18 protein-coding genes and 1 tRNA gene are annotated in these 19,840 nt (G+C 45.1%); 3 read left to right on the top strand and 16 right to left on the bottom strand.

The window, feature by feature from the left end:
• Window positions 1-124: 124 nt before the first annotated feature.
• The 4 genes from ABUA34_RS00455 to ABUA34_RS00440 form a co-directional block, all read right to left on the bottom strand.
• Window positions 125-1,963 carry a vWA domain-containing protein gene (locus ABUA34_RS00455; protein ID WP_349822670.1) on the bottom strand — a complete coding sequence of 613 codons (1,839 nt, stop codon included), beginning with the start codon at window positions 1,961-1,963 and terminating at the stop codon, window positions 125-127.
• Window positions 1,964-2,081: 118 nt separating this feature from the next.
• Entirely contained in the window at window positions 2,082-2,792 is a 711-nt protein-coding gene (locus tag ABUA34_RS00450) for an SH3 domain-containing protein (protein WP_022216723.1), read from the bottom strand.
• On the bottom strand, window positions 2,789-3,307 hold the full coding sequence (locus tag ABUA34_RS00445) for an RNA polymerase sigma factor (protein WP_015533439.1): 519 nt from the start codon (window positions 3,305-3,307) through the stop codon (window positions 2,789-2,791). Before ABUA34_RS00445 ends, ABUA34_RS00450 begins: the two co-directional genes overlap by 4 nt.
• Window positions 3,308-3,396: 89 nt before the next feature.
• Window positions 3,397-4,338 (bottom strand): hypothetical protein, encoded by a 942-nt coding sequence (locus ABUA34_RS00440; protein WP_349822669.1) that lies wholly within the window; start codon window positions 4,336-4,338, stop codon window positions 3,397-3,399.
• A 180-nt stretch (window positions 4,339-4,518) separates the two neighbouring features.
• Between ABUA34_RS00440 and ABUA34_RS00435 the strand changes: the two genes are divergently transcribed.
• Together ABUA34_RS00435 and ABUA34_RS00430 are read left to right on the top strand one after the other, a co-directional pair.
• Entirely contained in the window at window positions 4,519-5,238 is a 720-nt protein-coding gene (locus tag ABUA34_RS00435) for a GTP pyrophosphokinase (RefSeq protein ID WP_015533441.1), read from the top strand.
• 124 nt (window positions 5,239-5,362) lie between these two features.
• A tRNA-Arg gene (locus ABUA34_RS00430) sits at window positions 5,363-5,436 on the top strand.
• A gap of 124 nt (window positions 5,437-5,560) precedes the next feature.
• Here ABUA34_RS00430 and ABUA34_RS00425 read toward each other — a convergent pair.
• The 3 genes from ABUA34_RS00425 to ABUA34_RS00415 form a co-directional block, all read right to left on the bottom strand.
• Entirely contained in the window at window positions 5,561-5,989 is a 429-nt protein-coding gene (locus tag ABUA34_RS00425; RefSeq protein ID WP_004853714.1) for a hypothetical protein, read from the bottom strand.
• A gap of 71 nt (window positions 5,990-6,060) precedes the next feature.
• Window positions 6,061-6,828 (bottom strand): hypothetical protein, encoded by a 768-nt coding sequence (locus tag ABUA34_RS00420; RefSeq protein ID WP_055147939.1) that lies wholly within the window; start codon window positions 6,826-6,828, stop codon window positions 6,061-6,063.
• Between the two features lie 139 nt (window positions 6,829-6,967).
• Complete coding sequence (locus ABUA34_RS00415) at window positions 6,968-7,879, bottom strand: hypothetical protein (protein WP_349822668.1); 912 nt, start codon at window positions 7,877-7,879, stop codon at window positions 6,968-6,970.
• A gap of 346 nt (window positions 7,880-8,225) precedes the next feature.
• Between ABUA34_RS00415 and ABUA34_RS00410 the strand changes: the two genes are divergently transcribed.
• Window positions 8,226-8,456, top strand: a complete 231-nt coding sequence (locus tag ABUA34_RS00410; protein ID WP_349822667.1) for a hypothetical protein — start codon at window positions 8,226-8,228, stop codon at window positions 8,454-8,456.
• Window positions 8,457-8,520: 64 nt separating this feature from the next.
• Here ABUA34_RS00410 and sstT read toward each other — a convergent pair whose 3' ends face one another.
• The 9 genes from sstT to ABUA34_RS00365 form a co-directional block, all read right to left on the bottom strand.
• Window positions 8,521-9,771, bottom strand: coding sequence for a serine/threonine transporter SstT (gene sstT, locus ABUA34_RS00405; RefSeq protein WP_349822666.1), 1,251 nt, complete (start codon window positions 9,769-9,771; stop codon window positions 8,521-8,523).
• Window positions 9,772-10,018: 247 nt separating this feature from the next.
• Window positions 10,019-11,134 carry a 5-methyltetrahydropteroyltriglutamate--homocysteine S-methyltransferase gene (locus ABUA34_RS00400; protein WP_349822665.1) on the bottom strand — a complete coding sequence of 372 codons (1,116 nt, stop codon included), beginning with the start codon at window positions 11,132-11,134 and terminating at the stop codon, window positions 10,019-10,021.
• A 131-nt stretch (window positions 11,135-11,265) separates the two neighbouring features.
• On the bottom strand, window positions 11,266-13,110 hold the full coding sequence (locus tag ABUA34_RS00395) for an ABC transporter ATP-binding protein (RefSeq protein WP_349822664.1): 1,845 nt from the start codon (window positions 13,108-13,110) through the stop codon (window positions 11,266-11,268).
• Window positions 13,111-13,113: 3 nt separating this feature from the next.
• Window positions 13,114-15,306: an ABC transporter ATP-binding protein gene (locus ABUA34_RS00390; protein WP_349822663.1), complete on the bottom strand. Its 2,193-nt coding sequence runs from the start codon at window positions 15,304-15,306 to the stop codon at window positions 13,114-13,116.
• A 439-nt stretch (window positions 15,307-15,745) separates the two neighbouring features.
• Complete coding sequence (locus ABUA34_RS00385; protein WP_022216311.1) at window positions 15,746-15,949, bottom strand: FeoA domain-containing protein; 204 nt, start codon at window positions 15,947-15,949, stop codon at window positions 15,746-15,748.
• Window positions 15,950-16,232: 283 nt separating this feature from the next.
• On the bottom strand, window positions 16,233-17,258 hold the full coding sequence (locus ABUA34_RS00380; RefSeq protein WP_004853734.1) for a branched-chain amino acid aminotransferase: 1,026 nt from the start codon (window positions 17,256-17,258) through the stop codon (window positions 16,233-16,235).
• Window positions 17,259-17,443: 185 nt separating this feature from the next.
• Window positions 17,444-17,998, bottom strand: a complete 555-nt coding sequence (locus tag ABUA34_RS00375; protein ID WP_349822662.1) for a flavin reductase family protein — start codon at window positions 17,996-17,998, stop codon at window positions 17,444-17,446.
• A 136-nt stretch (window positions 17,999-18,134) separates the two neighbouring features.
• Window positions 18,135-19,274 carry an SLC13 family permease gene (locus ABUA34_RS00370; protein ID WP_349822661.1) on the bottom strand — a complete coding sequence of 380 codons (1,140 nt, stop codon included), beginning with the start codon at window positions 19,272-19,274 and terminating at the stop codon, window positions 18,135-18,137.
• The gene (locus ABUA34_RS00365) at window positions 19,271-19,816 is read right to left on the bottom strand and encodes a domain HDIG (RefSeq protein ID WP_022216309.1); all 546 of its coding nucleotides are present in this window, start codon (window positions 19,814-19,816) and stop codon (window positions 19,271-19,273) included. The genes ABUA34_RS00370 and ABUA34_RS00365 overlap by 4 nt, the downstream gene beginning before the upstream one ends.
• Window positions 19,817-19,840: the final 24 nt, after the last annotated feature.

Here is a 19,840-nt window from a genome sequence, read left to right as displayed (position 1 = left end):
TTAATTGACACTCTAATTTGTTATTATACAAGAATTATCAATAAAATAAAAGAGTTTTATACAATGTGATTACAAAGTGTGATTACAAAGCCATATCGAACAGCTCCTCTTATCGACATTTTTCCTAGTCAGTTATATTCTGCGTCTGACGTACCATGTCTGCAAAGCCCTGCCACTGCATATCGATAATATCGCCACTGCCGGCTGAACTGTCCACCTTACCGCCAACAAGAGCCATAACCATATCAAAATCTGCAGAACCCACATATTCACTGTTTTTGAGGATCATACCATAGGCCGCCACGGCACTTGCCGCACTCATGTCAACGGACATTCCGCCGTTGTAGCTGTCTGTCTTCACCACACGGCTCACAAGACTGCTCTTATCCCCATCCGGCTCCTTGTATCTTACGTTCACTGTCGCAAGCTCACCGGTATAGTCCTCTGCGCTATCAGACTTATCCTTAACGTCTTGTGATGCAGTCTCCGATGTATTTGCCTGATTGGAATCCTGTCCGTATTTGTGCTCGGCTGCAGGCACATCGAAGTCTGATCCCGCAGGCACTATCTCATAGAGCACCGTCACCATATGTCCTGCGCCTATCTCGCCGCCGTCCACAGCGTCATTTGCAAAGTCCGCATCCGCAAGGGCGCGGTTCTCATAACCTATCTGCCTGTAACCCTTGACATTTGCCGGATTGAACTCTATCTGAAACTTCACATCCTTGGCAACGGTGTTCAGAGTTCCGCCCATCTCGTCCACCAGCACCTTCTTTGCCTCATACGCAGAATCTATAAACGCATAGCTTCCATCACCATTATCAGCAAGAGCCTCAAGCTTGTTGTCCTTCAAATTGTCCGTTCCAAACCCAAGCACGCTGAGAAAAATGTTGTTTTCCTTCTTCTCCTCGGTTATCAGATCCACAAGGTCGCTCTCACTGGTAAGCCCCACGTTCAGATCCCCGTCCGTTGCAAGTATGACACGGTTGTTACCTCCCTCTATAAAGTTCTTCTCCGCCAGCTCGTAAGCTGTGATGATGGCATCGCCGCCGTTGGTACAGCCCTCGGCTGTCATACTTGAAAGCGCCTCATTTATCGTGTACTGCTCTGAGCCGGATGTGCCCGAGAGCACCACCGTATCCTCACCCGCATATGTGACTATGCTCACCTTGTCGTTCTCATCCAGATTCTCCGCCAGCATGGCAAATGACTGCTGCACGAGTGGGAGTTTGTTATCCTCATACATGGATCCCGAGGTGTCGATCAGGAACACCAGATTTGAAGGCTTCTTGTCTCCAAAATCTATTTCATCCGTGTTGATCCCAACCATCATGAGCTTTGTGGCCTTGTTCCACGGGCAGTCCGAATATTCTGTGTATATGGAGAACTTCTCTCCATCCTCAGGCTTCCTTCTGTAGTCATAGGTAAAATAGTTCAGCATCTCTTCTATTCTCACCGCTCCGTCCGGTGGGAGACAGCCTGACTCTATATACGACCTGACGTTGCTGTATGATGCCGTATCCCTGTCCGCCGCAAATGTGGAGAGAGGTCTGTCCGCTGTGGATACAAATCCATTCTCCGCCACGCTGTCATACTCTCTCGTATCGTAGGCGATCTCTGTATACATAGAATTTGAAGTATCTGTCACCATCGCTGTATCTCCAGCGACTGTTGCCACATCACAAGCTTCCTCCGCATACATAACATCATTCGACGTACTGTTGAATATTCCACTCAAGCCATTGTCCTGCAGCGACTTCTTTTTTTGCTTACTTTCTTTTTCCCTGTACTTTTCTGCGATCCCTGTTATCTCTGTCTTATCCCCATTTTGTTTTTCAAGGCGCATTCCCCTGCCATCTACTGCATCATCGTTACCGCAACCCGTAAGACCTCCTACCATCATAATCCCTGCCATAACTGCGCATATGGATCTTGCAAATATTTTTGAATTATATTTCATCATAAAAAATCCCTCCGTAATATGAATTTCAAGCTACCGGTCAAGCTTTATATTCTATATACGAAGGGATTATTATTTTTTATGGTAATTTCTGTATTTTTTAATTTTTGATTTGTTTGTGCTATTCTGCCCTCTCAAATCTGTACCAGTTGCCCTCAACCTTCACTACAAGGCTACCATCATCACACACAATGTAGGCTGAGTTTCTGGATGGGTTCATGTCAAAGTTGACCTCGCCGTCATTTGCCGGCACGCCATCGGTGTAGCTCTCAGCGTAGGCCGCTTTGCTCTCATCCACGCTGTCAGCATCGACCATGTCGTATGTGTCCCTGTAGAGCACACCATCCAACATGATCATGGGGATATAGTCAGCACTATTCACAGAATTCTGAGCATCAGTATTTCTCTGTACATCATAACTCGCCGTGGCGTTTTCTGCCATTTCAGCAGCATCGCTTTGAATATCGTCTGCCGCAGCCGCGTCACTTTCTTGTGCATAATAACTTTCATCCGAAGTCACCTTCACACTGTTGTCCTGCGCTGTCTTATCGCTTGCCCTCTTACGGCTGTTCCTTAACGGTCCGGCTACGATCAGCACACACACCACTGCCGCTGCCACAAGACCGGAAACGATCTGGATGGTTCTTCTGTTCCTGTCTTTACGGTCTTTCTTGACTCCAAACTTCTTATCTCCAGATTTCTTATCCTGCACCCGCTGCGCATCCACCGCATCAAGTCCTGCCTCTATTTTTCCCCAGAGATCAGGTGCATCCATATTCTCTATATATTTGTCAGCTATTTCCTTTTCCAGTTCATCTTCATGTCTGTTCATAGTCTGCACCTCCTAAGTCTCTTGATCGCACTGTTGTAAAGCCACGTGACTGTTCCCATCGGCTTGCCAACTATCTCTGATATCTCTCTGAAGGTAAATCCTCCAGCCACCTTCATATCAACTATCTCCCGCTCATCAGGCTTAAGCGACTCCATGGCCACCTTCAGTGACACGCTGTTCACAACCTGTTCCTCCATGCTGCCACTCTGCCCGGTCTCCGGTATCTCATCCACCAGAGCCTCACGGTCTATCTTCCTGATCCTGTCCACCGCCATATTCCGGGCGATCGTGACCAACCATTTCTTATGTCCATTTCCCGGCTTATAGCTTCCCGCAATGCTGTACAGCTTGATGAAGAATTCCGATGTCACATCCTCAGCCTCCTCGCGCTGTCCTATGGTGTCGTACACCACAGCATATATGAGCTTCAGATACGCATCATATATGTGCCGCAGGCTATCCCTGTCGCCCGCCGCCATCGCAGACATGCACTGTTCAAATTCTCTGTCTGTCATAGCTCCCTCCTCATGATAATATACGTTATATCAACTGATTTTTATGGAATGTCATTTAACTTTTTAATCTTTTCCGCCTATTTACAACATCATATCTTCCGCATGGCGGCAAATCCCATCATGTAATTTTTTCTGCCACCGGCCGTGTCAAATGGCCATACCATATGGCGGCTGTCAACCAGCTCCACGTCATAGTTCATATGAAGCGACATATCCTTCATGAGCTGTGCCACACCTTCTATGTGCTCCACCGACTTCATCGTCTCCACATCCCGCCTGTCAAATGCATTTGCAAGCTTCTCTGCGCATGTCTGATCCTCACATGCAGCGACCTCATATCCATATATGAGGACATCCTTTGTCATATGGTACATGTAGTCATTGAGTCTCTCCACCGCCGCCTCGTTCAGCCCCGAGATGGCACTGCTTATGAGTCTAAGATCCTCGTCATGATAATTGTCCCTGTAGTGGTAAAGCAATGCCGCAAATCTGGAATTGAGCTGGCTGTGAAGCCCGACCGCCACACTGTAATCAAATATATCAAGATACCTGTCGGTGTCATTTACTATATCCCCAGATTCCGTTCTGCCAATATATTTACCGGAATTGGCAGTCGCTATGCCTGTCAGGAACTCAAGTATGTGCTCGGTGTCCTCACAGTCCTCAAGCATCGCCTCATACAAGCGGTACTGGTCATCGTCTACATGCCAGAATGGAATATCCGCTATTATATAATCCTGTTCCTTCAACCCATATTCCCTGACTGCCGAAAGCACAGCTTCCCTGTCTCTGTCTATGAGCACCAGCCTGTAATTATCTGCCAATCTTCCTATATCTATATCGCCGGCCGGCCCTATTCCCCACAGTGCAAGCACAGGCTTTGAATTCGCTGCATCTGCATCCTGCCCGGATTCTTTTTTTACCCGGCAGTTATTTTCTATATATTCCGTCACCTCACGTCTGTACTGTTCCCATCCCACATAGGAATCCGGTATACGCTCCGTGGCGATCATCTCATCAAAATAGCTCATTGTCTTCTCCTGACTCTGTGAACTGACAAATAAAGCAAAAGGGTTATGCCTGTCAGTATTTATTGATCGTTCACAGGTATTTTATAAAATTTTATTTTTAAGCACAAGTGGAATGTAGTATAATACACATAGTTGTGCAACAGGACACACCATTCCAGTTTTTTACATTTTGGAGGAGTTATGGAATCAATACAGACAAACGCTCTGAACAGCAAATACATCAATTCACTCCTGCGCCCGGAGGAAAATCCTTTCATGCAGGAGATGCAGAGTTTTGAGGAGATCATGATGATGTATTCATGTGCCATCAGAGAGGTGAAGACAAAATTTGAAGTGCTGAACGATGATTTCAGCGTAAGATATAAGAGAAATCCTATAGAATTCATACAGTCAAGGATCAAAAAGCCTGTCAGCATTGCCAAAAAGCTTGCAAGCAAGGGCTGTCCGGTTACATGTGCAAGTATACTGAACAATCTGGATGACGTCGCTGGAATAAGAGTCATCTGCCCATTCATCGATGACATATACATGGTGGCAGAAAAGCTCATAAGTCAGGACGACATCACCCTGATCGAGGCAAAAGACTACATATCGCATCCAAAGCCAAATGGCTACCGCAGTCTGCATGTCATAGTCGAGATTCCTGTGTTCTTCGCAGACCACACAAGGAATATGCGTGTGGAGGTACAGATCAGAACAATCGCGATGGACTTCTGGGCGAGCCTGGATCACCAGCTCAGATATAAGAAGGATATCCCGAACGTAGACATGATATCCGCAAGACTTAAGAAATGCGCAGATGTGATATCCGCAACAGACCTTGAGATGCAGTCCATCAAGAACAGCATATATGGTCAGAGGTATATTCCTGAACTTAAGAGAGAATCACCTGAAGAATAACTACAGTTATTTATTACTGATATTTTTCAACCTCAGGTTGAATGAAAAAATTGAAATATTTGCAACTTTTTATTTGACATTTGCTCAAACCTGTTGTAATATAACTGATGTTGTTAATCAACATGTGTGCATAGCTCAGCTGGATAGAGCACTTGGCTACGGACCAAGGTGTCGGGGGTTCGAATCCTCTTGCGCACGTGACAGAAGCTGTCTGAATTATTTCAGACAGCTTTTTTGTTTCATCAAAACTACTTTATAACAGCCAAATATTATTCATAAAAAGAGTCAGGGGTGCGGCTATAAGCTTTATTTACATAAAGTGCTACTCCCTGCTCCCCAGATATTCTTCCACCTTCTCCGGCGTATCCAGTCTCAGCCGTACAATAGTCATCATGATCATGTATCGCAGGACTTCCTTTAATATCTCTTCGTCAAACTGCGACTTCATATTTTCCGGATACGCATGTACGAGAAAATGCACATTGTAGGCATCGCCCTGTCTTGAGATAAATGCACTCACATAGAGGCCATTCATGACCGCTGTTATGATGTCGTCATCCGTGATCTGTATATTTATCTTATACATCTTTGATATAAACTTTACCGTCTTGTCTTCTTTTACGAGAAAACGCCTGTCTGTAATCTCTCCTATGGAAAAGTTCTGTTTATGGAGTGTTATCGCCTGCAGGAATTCTGATTCCCTGTCATTCTCAATTATATAATCATATATATCATTCGGTGTGTATGCCATATTGTTCAAGTTATCCTTTCATCTATTTGTCTATATGCTAAGCGCTTTTGTCTATCACTCGTCCGGAGTCGTCACGTCACACTGCCCATCGTAAGTCCGATCACAAATACCACAAATGCACCAATCGTAAGCACATACCACTCGATAACACGGACTGTAAGTTCCCAGTCAGACGGCTCAACATCATACAGGTTTCTCACCCTGGGCCACATGGCCAATCTGAAAAGTTCATCTGGAAACAGCATACTTACGACCGCAATGATGCATATAATGATTCCGAATATATATAATACTATATTTCCTCTGTTTGTAGTCTGCGGACCAGTAATAAACTTCACTATTTCATAAATATCCGGCGGATTTGCATAATAATCTCCTAAAACCACATCAAACTCGTTGGTCATCGTGCCGTCCGCATTGTATACCATGTATCCATCTTTTGAGACAGCGCCTCTAAAAAACACCTTATCACCCGCCATGATCTTTACTCCGATATAATCATCAGATGATAACATGCCGTTCTCCGTCCCTGCCGGTATGGCAGAATAATCCTCCATCCAGCTATATGGTCCATATGTTACGTCTCTATACCCATCTCCTGTAAATCGATGATAACACTTAAATTCTATGCTCTGGTCATCATATACTATGATACTTGTATGTCCATCTGTATATGTCACATTTCCCTGTTCTTCTTTTCGGGTCAGAAAGTCACCCCTGAATTCTATTCCCTTTATGGACATTATAATCGGATAAATTATGGAAAATGCTATGATCATTGCCACTATAATGCTCATCAGAACCTTTTGCGTCCTGGATAAATTCTTTATTCTCTCCATATACATTTCCCCCTTCGATCAGGAATTTTCTGTTATCTCCACGAGCTACGAAACATACTCTGCAGATTTCAAATACATATCGACTGCCTATATTATCCTCCCATGCTATCCGCAGCCCCTGACTACTGCCCGCGCGCGCCTAGAACAGATCCAGCGTATTGTCAAGATATATCTCTTCTCTTACCCTCAGCTGGTACTCTGGCTTTGTCATATAGTATAGCAGAAATTCCAGCACTATGGCACTTCCAAGACCTCTTCCCTCTATCTTGAAATTGGAAAACCCCAGTGGCAGGTAAATGTTCTTTATATCATCTATACCTATAAATCCGGGATTCTCCATCGCTTTGGAGAAACGATAGCCACCTGCTGCGTTCGGCGATGTACAGTGGTGAATTGATTTCTCACCGAGAGCCATACGGCTCACATCCTCATAGCAGGCTTTCCTGTCCTGACAGGAGAACCAACAGCATTCGTTGCACAGGAATTCCACCTTGTCTTTCTGCTTTTGCGAAAGCGCCCCCAGCCTGTCAAATGCTTTGTTCAGCCGGAAATCCGGCACAACATATCGGAATTCATCCCGGTCAAGCTCTGCCGAAAACTGGTCAAAGTCCGTAATGACCTTTGTTGTAGATGAAACCATATATAGTCCCGGATAGTTCTCCTGCAGATAGTCAAGCAACAACTCCGAATGGACTATGACACCGTTTTGAATATCACCCTTCTCATACGCTCTGCACAAATCATTACACCGTTTATCCGCAAGATGTTCCGGTCTTAACAATGAGTTACTGAAGGTCAGCCTCGCCGATATTCCATACTCTCTCATAAGTTCCAGCACATCTCTGGCACCGCTGTCACCATATCCCACTCTGCCACCGCCCCAGAGGCAGTCACCCGGTGCGCCATACACCGAGCCGATATCACACCAGTCGTAAAAATATTCCCTGTGCTCACGGTATAGTGGCAGGAATACCTTGTACAGCTCGTAGAATTCAAAAAGTCCGGGCAGATGGTAATGTGCCTTGTATTCTGTTTTGTTATTCTCTGTCATTGATCTGCCAGACAATGGCTCATTCTCCATAGTGTTCATTTTCCTGTTTTTCTTTCAGTTTCCATATGTTATCTTCGCTTCCGCGTACTGTCTACAATTATATAAAAGTTCTTCATCTGTTGCAATCCAAGTTTAGGATATTGTATATTTGAAAGAGTCATCGACCACCCAAAGATCAAGAAGAGGAAGAACGTCGATGCGGAGCTGGACAAGTTTCTGTAGGCTATTAATGTCATTAATACTATTTGTAGTTTCATATTGCATTTAAAGATAAACCTGTCGTTTCTTCCATTGTTATTAACGATGTGTTAAACTAAAAATACAAGCAATTTCAGTGGAGGTTATTATGGGAAATACATTTAGGGAAGTTAGGTGTTTCAAATGCGGACACATTTTTATGTGGCAGAAAGATGGTATAGAATATCAGTCTGAATATCGTCTGGAAAGCACCAGCGAACTGCTGGGAATTGCGGCATGTCCTAAATGCGGAACGGATATTTTGGTAGTTCCACATGTTCTTGAGGGAATCTCTAAAGATTCAAATGGAATTGTGGAATCAGGGATACGGGGAATATAAAGACAAAAACAACCGGGTATGTTTCTTCCTGAACATGCCCGGTTATTTTTTATATGAAAATATCCTACTCATCCGGATTCACGATGGCGCCTATCTTAAACTCTCTGCCGTCCTTTTGCCACTGTCTGTACTCCGCTGTAGCGGCAAAGAGTACATCTCCTGATGAGTTGATCGCTGTCTCAAGTGAATCCTGGACCACTCCGATGATCATTCCGACGGCAACAGCCTGCATGGATATATCCTGTGGAATTCCAAACAGTGAGCACGCCATAGGAATGAGCAACAGCGAACCTCCCGCAACACCTGAGGCACCGCACGCCCCAAGGGTTGCCATAAGACTGAGCATGAGTGCTGTCGGAACGTCAACCGACACTCCCATGGTATTTGCAACGGAAAGCGCCATTATAGTTATAGTGATGGCGGCACCATCCATATTGATGGTCGCGCCAAGCGGTATGGATACCGAATACACATCCGGGTCAAGTCCAAGTCTTTTGCAAAGTGACATGTTCACTGGGATATTTGCCGCAGAACTTCTGGTGAAGAACGCCGTCACACCTGACTCTCTGAGGCATCTCCACGCAAGTGGATATGCATTTCTCCTTAAGACGATAGTCGCAAGGAGAGGATCTACGATCAATGCAACCGTAAGCATGGCGCCCACAAGCACAAGCAGCAATCTGCCATATTCCTTGAATATCGACAATCCACTCTCCGATACTGTCGTGAACACAAGTCCCATGATTCCAAATGGTGCGCACCCGATGATCCACCTCACGACGGTTGATACCGCATCCGATATGGATACAAGTGCAGATTTTATAGACTTGCTTGTCCGTCGCATGGCAAGTCCAAACAAAAGTGCCCATGCAAGTATGCAGAGATAATTTGCGTTGAGTATCGCATTTACTGGATTATCGGTGATGTTGAGCAAAAGATTCTGGAGGACCTCCATGATTCCCGATGGGACGACATCCGCCTGATATGATTCAAGGTCCAGTGTCATGGTTACAGGGAAAATAAAACTTGCGCTCACCGCCACTATCGCTGCGCACAGCGTGCTGAGCATATACATGATCGTCACCATACGGAACTGCTGGCCATTTCCCTTTCCTGCATTTGCAATTGAGCTGATGACAAGGGCAAACACCAGTATCGGCGCAATTGCCTTGAGCGCCCTGACGAACATGGTTCCGATCAGGCCTATTCCCGTTGCCCCCGGCACCAGAAGTCCCAGCACCGCACCGATCACTATTCCAACCAATATCTTCGCGATCAGCGACACCCTATTCCACATCTCTACAATCTTTTTCATGAATCTAACTCCTAACTATATCTATATTTCTGCTTTTTAACATACATTTTCTTTAGCATTCTTCTTTCTCAGAAGAAGTATCCTCACGAGCAAAAGCACTGGGAATATAACTCCCGCAAGGATTCCGCGTTTCTTAATAGTATCATATATCGATCAGGCTTGTATATAACAGATTTCATAACACAAAAAAGCGGCGAACAGATTCTTGCTTCTGTTCGCCGCCACTTCACTTTTATAATACTCTATTTTATGACCATACTTCCTCTGCTATCTCCTTAACGAGCTTGAGCTTTGCCCACTGCTCTTCCTCTGTCAGCTTGTTTCCGATCTCACAAGATGCAAATCCACACTGAGGGCTCAGGCATAATCTGTCAAGTGGTACATACTTTGCAGCCTCATGGATCCTTGCAATGACCTTCTCCTTATCCTCAAGAACCGGAGATTTTGTTGTGATAAGTCCGAGCACGACCTTCTTGTTCTCTGAAACCTTTGCAAGAGGTGCAAATCCGCCCGATCTCTCATCGTCATACTCAAGGAACAGCGCATCTACATTCTCATTTGCAAATACATAATCTGCAACTGTGTCATAAGGACCGCTTGTGAAGAATGTTGAGTGGTAATTTCCTCTGCAGATATGTGAAGTGATGACCATATCCTCCGGCTTTCCTTCAAGGGCAAGATTGTTCACTGCAAGCAGCTCCTTCTTGACATCCTCAAGTGATATTCCAAGCGACCTATATCTCTGCTTTGCTGCATCCCCCACTATGGCTCCCCATGTACAATCGTCAAGCTGCAGGTTTCGGCATCCAGCATCATAGAACTGCTTAATAACATCCTGATAAGCCTTTCCGATATCCTGGATAAGCTCCTCATTTGTAGGATAGAACTTCCTTGTGTTTGCAATATTGTCAGGTACTATCATCTGCTGGAATGTCTGTGCAGGAGCCGGTATCGTATACTTTGCAACTGTATTCTCATCCTCGAACTGCTTTAGGAACTTGAAATATTCAACAAATGGGTGCGTCTTTGCCTTTATCTTGCCTACAAGATAAGTGTCGTCAAGAACCGCAAGCTCTGCATCGAATTTTACACCATTTCCAGTGTTCTCATGGGCAACGCCCTCAAATCCCCACATGAAGTCAAGATGCCAGAATGTTCTTCTGAACTCGCCATCTGTGATCGCATGGAATCCAAGTTCCTTCTGCTTTGCAACAACCTTGGTAATCTCCTCATTAACAACTTTGTCGAACTCCTCCTTGGTGATCTTTCCGTCCCTGTATGCTGCCTTCGCATCCTTGAGTGCCTGTGGTCTCAGAAAGCTTCCTACAAAATCGTATCTGAAAGGTGTCTGTAATTTGCTCATATGTCTTTATCCTCCGTAGTGTTTTCTCGTTTTCTTAACTTGAGGATATTCTAGCAGGATAGGCTGTCCATGGAAAATACTATTATTTTGAGACTCGTCATAGTTTTAAGCTATGGGTATCTATAAATCCTTTAACTCCACTGAGAGTTATACAGATCCGCATAGAATCCATTCTGAGCCATAAGCTCATCATGGTTACCCTGCTCTATGATGTCACCGTCCTTCATAACAAGGATGATGTCTGCATTCTTGATGGTTGACAGTCTGTGGGCTATGACAAAGCTTGTCCTGCCCTTCATCAGATTGTCCATGGCTCTCTGAATCCTGTGTTCTGTTCTCGTATCGACTGACGATGTAGCCTCATCGAGGATCAGGACCGGATTGTCAGCAAGAATTGCCCTTGCGATAGTTAAGAGCTGTTTCTGTCCCTGGGATATATTTGTTATCTCCTCGTTGAGCTCCATGTTGTATCCACCCGGAAGTGCCGAGATAAATCTATGTGCATGAGCTGCCTTTGCCGCTGCAATTACTTCCTCATCCGTGGCATCCAGTCTTCCGTATCTGATATTCTCCATGATAGTGCCCTTGAACAGCCATGTATCCTGAAGCACCATGCCAAATACATCCCTGAGTTCACGCCTGTTGAAGTCCTTAATATTGTGTCCGTCCAGAAGTATAGCACCGCCATTCACGTCGTAGAATCTCATGAGCAGCTTGACCATGGTGGTCTTGCCCGCTCCGGTAGGTCCGACTATGGCTACCTGCTGTCCCGGTTTTACATGGGCTGAGAAATCCTTGATGATGATCTGATCCGGATTGTAGCCAAACTTTACATGTTCAAATGTAACTTCACCCTTGATTCCCTCTGTGGATACAGGATTCTCTACTATCTGCTCCTCTTCTTTCTCTTCAAGAAGTTCAAATACTCGCTCAGCGGCTGCTGCCATCTGCTGCATCATATTTGTGACCTGGGCAACCTGCTGAACAGGCTGTGTGAGGTTCTTCACGTACTGTATAAATGCCTGGATATCACCTATCTGGATAGTTCCTCTGATCGCAAGAGCCGCACCTGATATGGCAACTGCCACATAGCCCAGATTGCCGACAAACATCATGATAGGCTGCATCAGTCCTGAGAAGAACTGTGACTTCCATGCTGACTTGTACAGAGTCTCATTTGTCTCATGGAACTCTCTTCTAACGTCGTTCTCCTTATTGAACGCTTTTATGACATTGTGTCCGCCATACACCTCTTCAACCTGACCGTTTATGTGTCCCACGTATTCCTGCTGCTGCTTGAAGAATCTCTGGGATTTCTTGATGACAAACATCATGAGCATGATACTTATCGGAAGTATCAGCACTGATATAAGTGTCATAAGCGGGCTGATCGTGAGCATCATCACGATTACACCGATGACCGTACTAACCGATGTGATGAGCTGTGTGATACTCTGGTTCAGACCATTTCCCATGGTGTCTATATCATTTGTGATCCTTGAAAGTACCTCGCCATAGGTTCTGCTCTCAAAGTAGCTCATCGGCATCCTGTTGATCTTCTCGGACACCTCACGTCTCATCCTGTAGCACACCTTCTGTGTGATACCGGTCATGATGAAGCCCTGTACAAAGCTAAATGCCACACTCAGCACATACAGACCAAGACAGAACAGCAATATCTTACCGATATACGTGAAATCAATTCCGCCGTTGCCTGTTATCTTGTTCATGATTCCCTCAGACAGGGCTGTTGTTGCCTTGCCGAGTACCTTCGGACATACTACGTTGAATACCGTACTTCCAATTGCAAATATAGCAACGACAACAACCGCTGCCTTGTACTTGCCTATGTATCTAAATAACTTTCCTATCGTTCCCTTGAAGTCCTTGGCTTTCTCGCCGCCCATCATAGGACCGTGGCCTCTTCTAGGGCCTCTGAAACTTCTCTGATTATTTGTCTGATTCTGTTCTGCCATGTCCTACACCTGCCTTTCTGAGTCAGTTCCAAGACTGGCTGCTATCTCCGATGGGGAAAGCTGCGACTCGGCTATCTGCCTGTACTCCTCACAGGTCTGCATGAGTTCCTTGTGAGTTCCCTTGCCGACTATCGTACCCTCGTCAAGCACAAGTATCTGATTTGCTGAGAGTATAGTGCTTACACGCTGTGCAACGATAAATACCGTGCTGTCATTTACGTGCTCACCAAGTGCCTTTCTGACTGCCACATCCGTCTTGAAATCAAGCGCTGAAAAGCTGTCGTCAAATATCAGGATCTTCGGCTTTCTCGCTATGGCTCTGGCTATAGCAAGACGCTGTTTCTGACCACCGGACACATTTCCACCGCCCTGGGCAACCACACTGTCGTAACCGTGCTCCTTCTCCTCTATGAAGTCAGATGCCTGGGCAATCTCAGCTGCAAGCTTGACATCTTCATCAGATGCATCCGGTGCACCGAATCTTAAATTGGACGCAATCGTTCCCGAGAACAGAATTCCCTTCTGCGGAACAAAACCGATATTCTGTCTCACGCTCTCCATGGTGAGGTCTCTTATATCCTGTCCGTCTATCGTTATCGAGCCCTCCGTAACATCATAGAATCTCGGGAGGAGCTGAACCAGTGTACTCTTACCACAACCGGTACTTCCTATGATCGCCGTAGTCTGTCCAGGCTTGGCCTCAAATGAGATATTCTCAAGTACATTCTCATCTGCGCCCGGATATGCAAATGCGACATTGTCATACTTTACGACACCCCTTGGTGCTTCAAGCTTCTTTGCTCCGGCTGCGTCCTGAACTGTCACATCCGTATCTATGATCTCCTGTATTCTGTCTGCTGCCACGCTGGCACGAGGGAGCATGACTGACATCATGCTGAGCATAAGGAATGACATAATGATAAGCATTGTATATGTAATAAATGCAGTCATTGATCCTACCTGAAGGACACCCGCATCGATCTTGTGGGCTGCCACCCACTCTATAAGTATGCTTATTGCATACATGATGAACATGAGTATAGGCATTGCAAATGTCATGACTCTGTTGACGAACAAGGTGTTCTTCGTCAGGTCTTTATTTGCCTCATCGAATCTCTCTTCCTCGCGTTCCTCTCTGCCAAATGCCCTGATAACCGGGATACCTGTAAGTATCTCTCTTGACACAAGGTTTACTCTGTCCACCAGTGTCTGCATAACTTTAAACTTTGGCATGGCAATGACCATAAGCGTTCCCATGAGGATCACAACTGCTGCTATACCGATGAATATTACCCAGCCCATTCCGGCTCCGTTCTCAACAACCTTGACGATTCCTCCAATAGAAAGTATCGGTGCATATAGAACCATTCTGAGCATCATAACTGTAACCATCTGTATCTGCTGGACATCATTTGTAGATCTCGTTATAAGAGATGCAGTTGAGAACTTGTTGATCTCAGCATCCGAAAATGCGATAACCTTGTTGAACACCTTCTCTCTGAGTCCGCAGGCAACGCTTGCCGCAACCCTTGACGCCACAAGTCCTATGAGAACCGCAGCTGCTGCCATGAGAAGTGACATTCCAAGCATCTTCACCGCTGCCCACTTCAGATATGACATCTGTCCTGCCTTATAATCGTAGCCAAAGCTGTCGTAGCATATCCTTGTACATGCGATGGCTGTGGATTCCATATAATCCTCCCCCATGCTATCGAGCATGCCGTCAACCGTAGGTTTCATCTGTTCACCGATCTGCGCCCACATCTCCTCCGGCATCTCGTCAAGGGTGATTCCCATCTTATCAAGTCCTGCCTTGATCTCATTGTCCTCGTCAGAGTTCACCATCTGATATGGATAGTAATACATCATAAGCCCCTTCATACAGGCACTATCCACTTCGTCTATGTGTTCCTCGCCGTCTTCTGTCAGGTAATAATAACCATCCGAACCATCTTTATAATATTTCTCCCATACGGCTTTCTCATCGTCATCCATAAATCCGTCTATCACTTTGTAAGCTTTCTCCGGGATCTGTTTCGGACTGCAGTTCTCTATACCATAGTTCTGTATACCGGTATCTATGAGCTTTGAGGTGTAGTCCGGAAGTGACAGATCACAGTATGCCTGCAGAACGAGGAGCAGGGCTATGATAATGACCGACTTCCAATACGGCTTCAGATTTCTGAATATCTGCATGTCATTTCCTCCTTGAACAATTATTGACCAGATGAATGTATCCCCCTCTAGTCTTTCTATGTGCACAACATAACATCACCTGTACCGGATCGCTCCCGCTCATTTCGGCCTACAGCGGTACTAAGAACCGGTGGCCTCAAATGTCCTGTACAGGTGATGTTATGTTGTACACGTTAATATACATTATGCAGGGATACATTCATCTGATATCTACGCTTTCTTCTGACGGAGAAAATGCCATGCTTTAGCTGACGTTGTTTTCCCCTTTACATTTCCAAGCGTATTCTTACTTTATTTGAATATCTTTGAAAGTTTATCATTGCATATATTCTCAGTCAATTAAATATCTATAAAGATTTAATAATTTTTATGACAAAAAACCGGCAGCCGCTGTTCTCCAGCAACTGCCGTTTTTTCCCCGTTTCTTCTGACTTTCAATCTAAGCCAGCTTTATCCGCTCCGCCGCATCTCTTGTTATAGCAAGTCTTTTTCCCTTTGCCTTGATTATCACATTGCCAAAGTAAGACGATACGACTTGCACCTGATCTCCGGTCTCAAGCTGACATGCGCCGAACAGTGATCTGTCCGCACAATTCCAGGCTATCTCACCTGAGAAACCGTTTACTGCATCTGATAATGACATCACAGTAACCACCCCTTCAAAATAATAGATTTCATGAATCATCTTATGTATCAACGCACTATCCGATATACAATTTATCTTTCGTTTCTTCTATTGTCTACACAATTATAACTCTTCAGGGTCGGTGCAAGTCAATTCTAATTGTTAGTATATGGGGCTAATCTTTCTTACACCGAACTAACTTGGATACACAAAAACCCCACCGACATCCGACTTACCATCAGACATCAGTGGGGTTATAATGTTCTCAATATTTATTATCTTACACCGAATTACTCGATCATTACTCGATTACCTTGAGCCATCCCTCTGGGCCTTCGATTCTGCCCATCTGGATTCCTGTAAGAGTATCATACAGCTTCTGGATAACTGGTCCCATCTTCTCCATACCGCTTGGGAAGCAGATCTCCTTGCCGTGATCGTTGATCTTGCCTACAGGTGAGATAACTGCTGCTGTACCGCACAGACCGCACTCTGCAAAATCCTTAACCTCATCGAAGTATACTTCTCTCTCCTCAGCCTCAAGTCCAAGGATATCCTTTGCAACTACCATCAGTGAACGTCTTGTGATCGATGGGAGGATACTGTTTGACTTAGGTGTAACTACCTTGCCGTCCTTTGTAACGAAGATGAAGTTTGCTCCACCTGTCTCCTCAACCTTTGTTCTTGTAGCTGCATCGAGATACATATTCTCATCGAATCCCTCTTTGTGTGCTGTAACTATTGCATGAAGGCTCATTGCATAGTTAAGACCAGCCTTGATGTGTCCTGTTCCGTGAGGTGCTGCTCTATCGAAATCTGAAACCTTGATTGTGATAGGCTTTGCGCCGCCCTTGAAGTAAGGACCAACTGGTGTTGTGAGGATTCTGAACTGATACTCGTCTGCCGGCTTAACACCTATAACTGGATTTGAACCGAACATATATGGTCTGATATATAATGTAGCACCTGATCCGTAAGGTGGTACATAATCAATATTTGCCTTTACTGTATCTACTATTGCCTGTACAAATCTATCCTCTGGGAAAGGTGGCATCTCAAGTCTTCTTGCTGAGTCTGCCATTCTGCTTGCGTTGAGGTCAGGACGGAAACATACAACACGTCCATCCTCTGTTCTGTAAGCCTTCATTCCCTCGAAAACTGTCTGAGCGTACTGAAGAACACCTGCGCACTCGTTTAATACTACGTTAGGATCCTCTGTGAGTGTACCCTCATCCCATGCTCCATCCTTATAATTTGCTACAAATCTCTTATCTGTCTGAACATAGCCAAATCCAAGGTTTGCCCAATCGATATTCTTCTTATCCATATCTACATCTTCCTTTCACTTTAGCTTGTGCTTTTTTGTATGTGTCTGTTATATCACATTATTTCGCCTTTTTCCATATGTATATTGAACATTTGCTTGAAAAATTAAGGTTTTTCTTCCAAAAATGGCTAATTTTTTCATGTTACAATGTACAATTTGATGATTTTCCCAAGTTACAAGCTTTCCTACTTCAACTTATTACCCTCTGAGAAAGCATCGCCAACCCTGTCGCCGAGTGCAAAATATCCATGTCCGATGGTGTCAAACACGATCGGATGGAACTCTTCATATGTGATCTCGCCGTCATCGCCCAGGATACGGTCGTCTGCAACAACATTTACAATCTCGCCGAGGAACTTGTCCCCGTCTATGATCTCCTTGAGCTTGCACTCCATTGTCAGTGAAAGCTCGTTGATGACTGGAGCATTTACAAACTCGCTCTTTCTGGTTGTAAAACCAGCCTTCTTCATCTTGCCTGGCTCGTCATTTGCCGACACGATTCCCACATAGTCACAGGCTGCCACATGCTCTGCATCAGCAATGGCAACTGTGAACGCTTTGTTCAGCTTTATATTCTCGGTAGTCTTATGACTTCCAAGGTCAAATATGATCTCATTTGCTCCGACTATTCCGCCCCATGCCGCATTCATGACATTTGCATTGCCATCGGCATCGTATGTTCCGATCATCATGACCGGTTGTGGCACCAGCATAGGTTTTGCACCAAGATTCTTACTCATATTATCTGCCTCCTTAATTTGAAGAAACTTACCTTTCTATTTTATGACTACTGCCATCTAAGGGCAATAATTTTTTGGCTAAAATAGTCTTACACAATGTACGACAGCAGTGAATATTGTTCATCGTAAGGCACGTTTATTTTATTATATTCCAAATGCATATTAGTACCGCCAGGAACAGCACATTTGCAAATGTGAAGTATGCCAGATATCTTCCTCTGGCGCCCTTGTCCTGTCTCGCCACGTATTTGAATGAGATCAGACTTGCCATGGATGCAATCAAAGTTCCGAGTCCTCCGAGATTGGTACCGACTATCAGATCTGTGTATTTATCTGTAAATCCCGACAATAACACCGCCGCTGGCACATTACTTATGACCTGACTTGCAAGTACTGATGTGATCATCTCATGCCCGCCAAGAACACTCTCCACAAATGTCCTAAATCCTTCTATTCTTCCCATGTTTCCGATAAACACGAAGAATCCCACAAATGTGAATATCAGCGAATAGTCTACCTTCAGCAGCAATCTTCTCTGGCATATAAGGACTACCACAAGCACTACCGCAAATGTCACCCAGTATGGGACGATCCGCGCCACGGTGAGCAGCGACAGCACAAATAGTATGCTATATATACCCACCAGCTTCCTGTTCACCTGTATATCACTGCCTGAGAGTCTGATCTCAAGCTGCCTGTTTTTTCCTTTCATGCATACTATGACACATATTACAAGAAGCGCTGCCGATGCCACTGTATATGGCAGCATAAGCAATACAAACCTGCCTGCGCTGATCCCTGCAAGTCCGTACAGATACAGGTTCTGCGGATTGCCTATGGGTGTCAGCATACTGCCAAGGTTCGCAGCTATGGTCTGGAGGGTTATCACCGGCACCATCCATCTGGTAAGTACTTCCTCTCCTGCCATACCAAGGACCGTGAGTGTCATCGGTACAAATGTTATGAGCGACACATCATTTGTGATAAACATGCTGAAAAAGAAACACATGAATATCAGGACAATTGTCACCGCCCGGAGCGAACCCATACGATTTATCATACTTTTCGCTATGATGCCAAACATCCCCTGCTGTGAAAATCCCGCGACCACTGTCATAAGACAGAAAAGTATCGCAAGTGTCCTGAAATCTATGTAGTCCACATACGCGCTGTCCGGAGGCACGATAAATGCCGATATCACCGCCAGCAGAAGTGCCACGGTGAGCACTGTCTCTTTGCGGACAAATTCTCCGATTTTCTTTATACCCCCGATCATGGTCTGAATGTCCTGAGTGCCTCTATAGTCTTGGTGATCAATTCATCAAGTGACCAACCAAGCATATCTGCACCTCTTTCGATGACCTCCCTGGAGCATCCCGCAGCAAATCCCTTGCTCTTGTATTTCTTCTTAACTGACTTGAGTTCCAGATCTTGAACACTCTTTGATGGTCTCATAAGTGTAACCGCTCCGATAAGTCCTGTAAGCTCGTCCACAGCATAGAGAACCTTCTCCATCTCATGTTCTGGTTTTATGTCAACCGTGATACCATAGCCATGGCTTGCCGTCGCATGTATGATCCTCTCGTCAACACCGTGCTCTCTCATGATCTCCTGGGACTTGATGCAATGCTGCTCAGGATACTGTTCAAAGTCCAGATCGTGAAGCAGTCCGACTATTCCCCAGAACTCTTCCTCATCGCCATAACCAAGTTCCCTTGCAAAATACCTCATGGTTCCCTCTACGATCTGTGCATGCTCCAGATGAAACTCATCCTTGTTGTACTCTGTGAGTAATTCCCACGCTTCTTCTCTTGTCATCTTTGTCTCCTCCTCGTATTATAT

The sequence above is a fragment of the Coprococcus sp. RTP21428st1_C9_RTP21428_210409 genome, from assembly GCF_040227395.1.
GTDB classification, from domain to species: Bacteria; Bacillota; Clostridia; order Lachnospirales; family Lachnospiraceae; genus Coprococcus; species Coprococcus aceti.
This window is presented reverse-complemented; position numbering and strand designations above follow the sequence as displayed.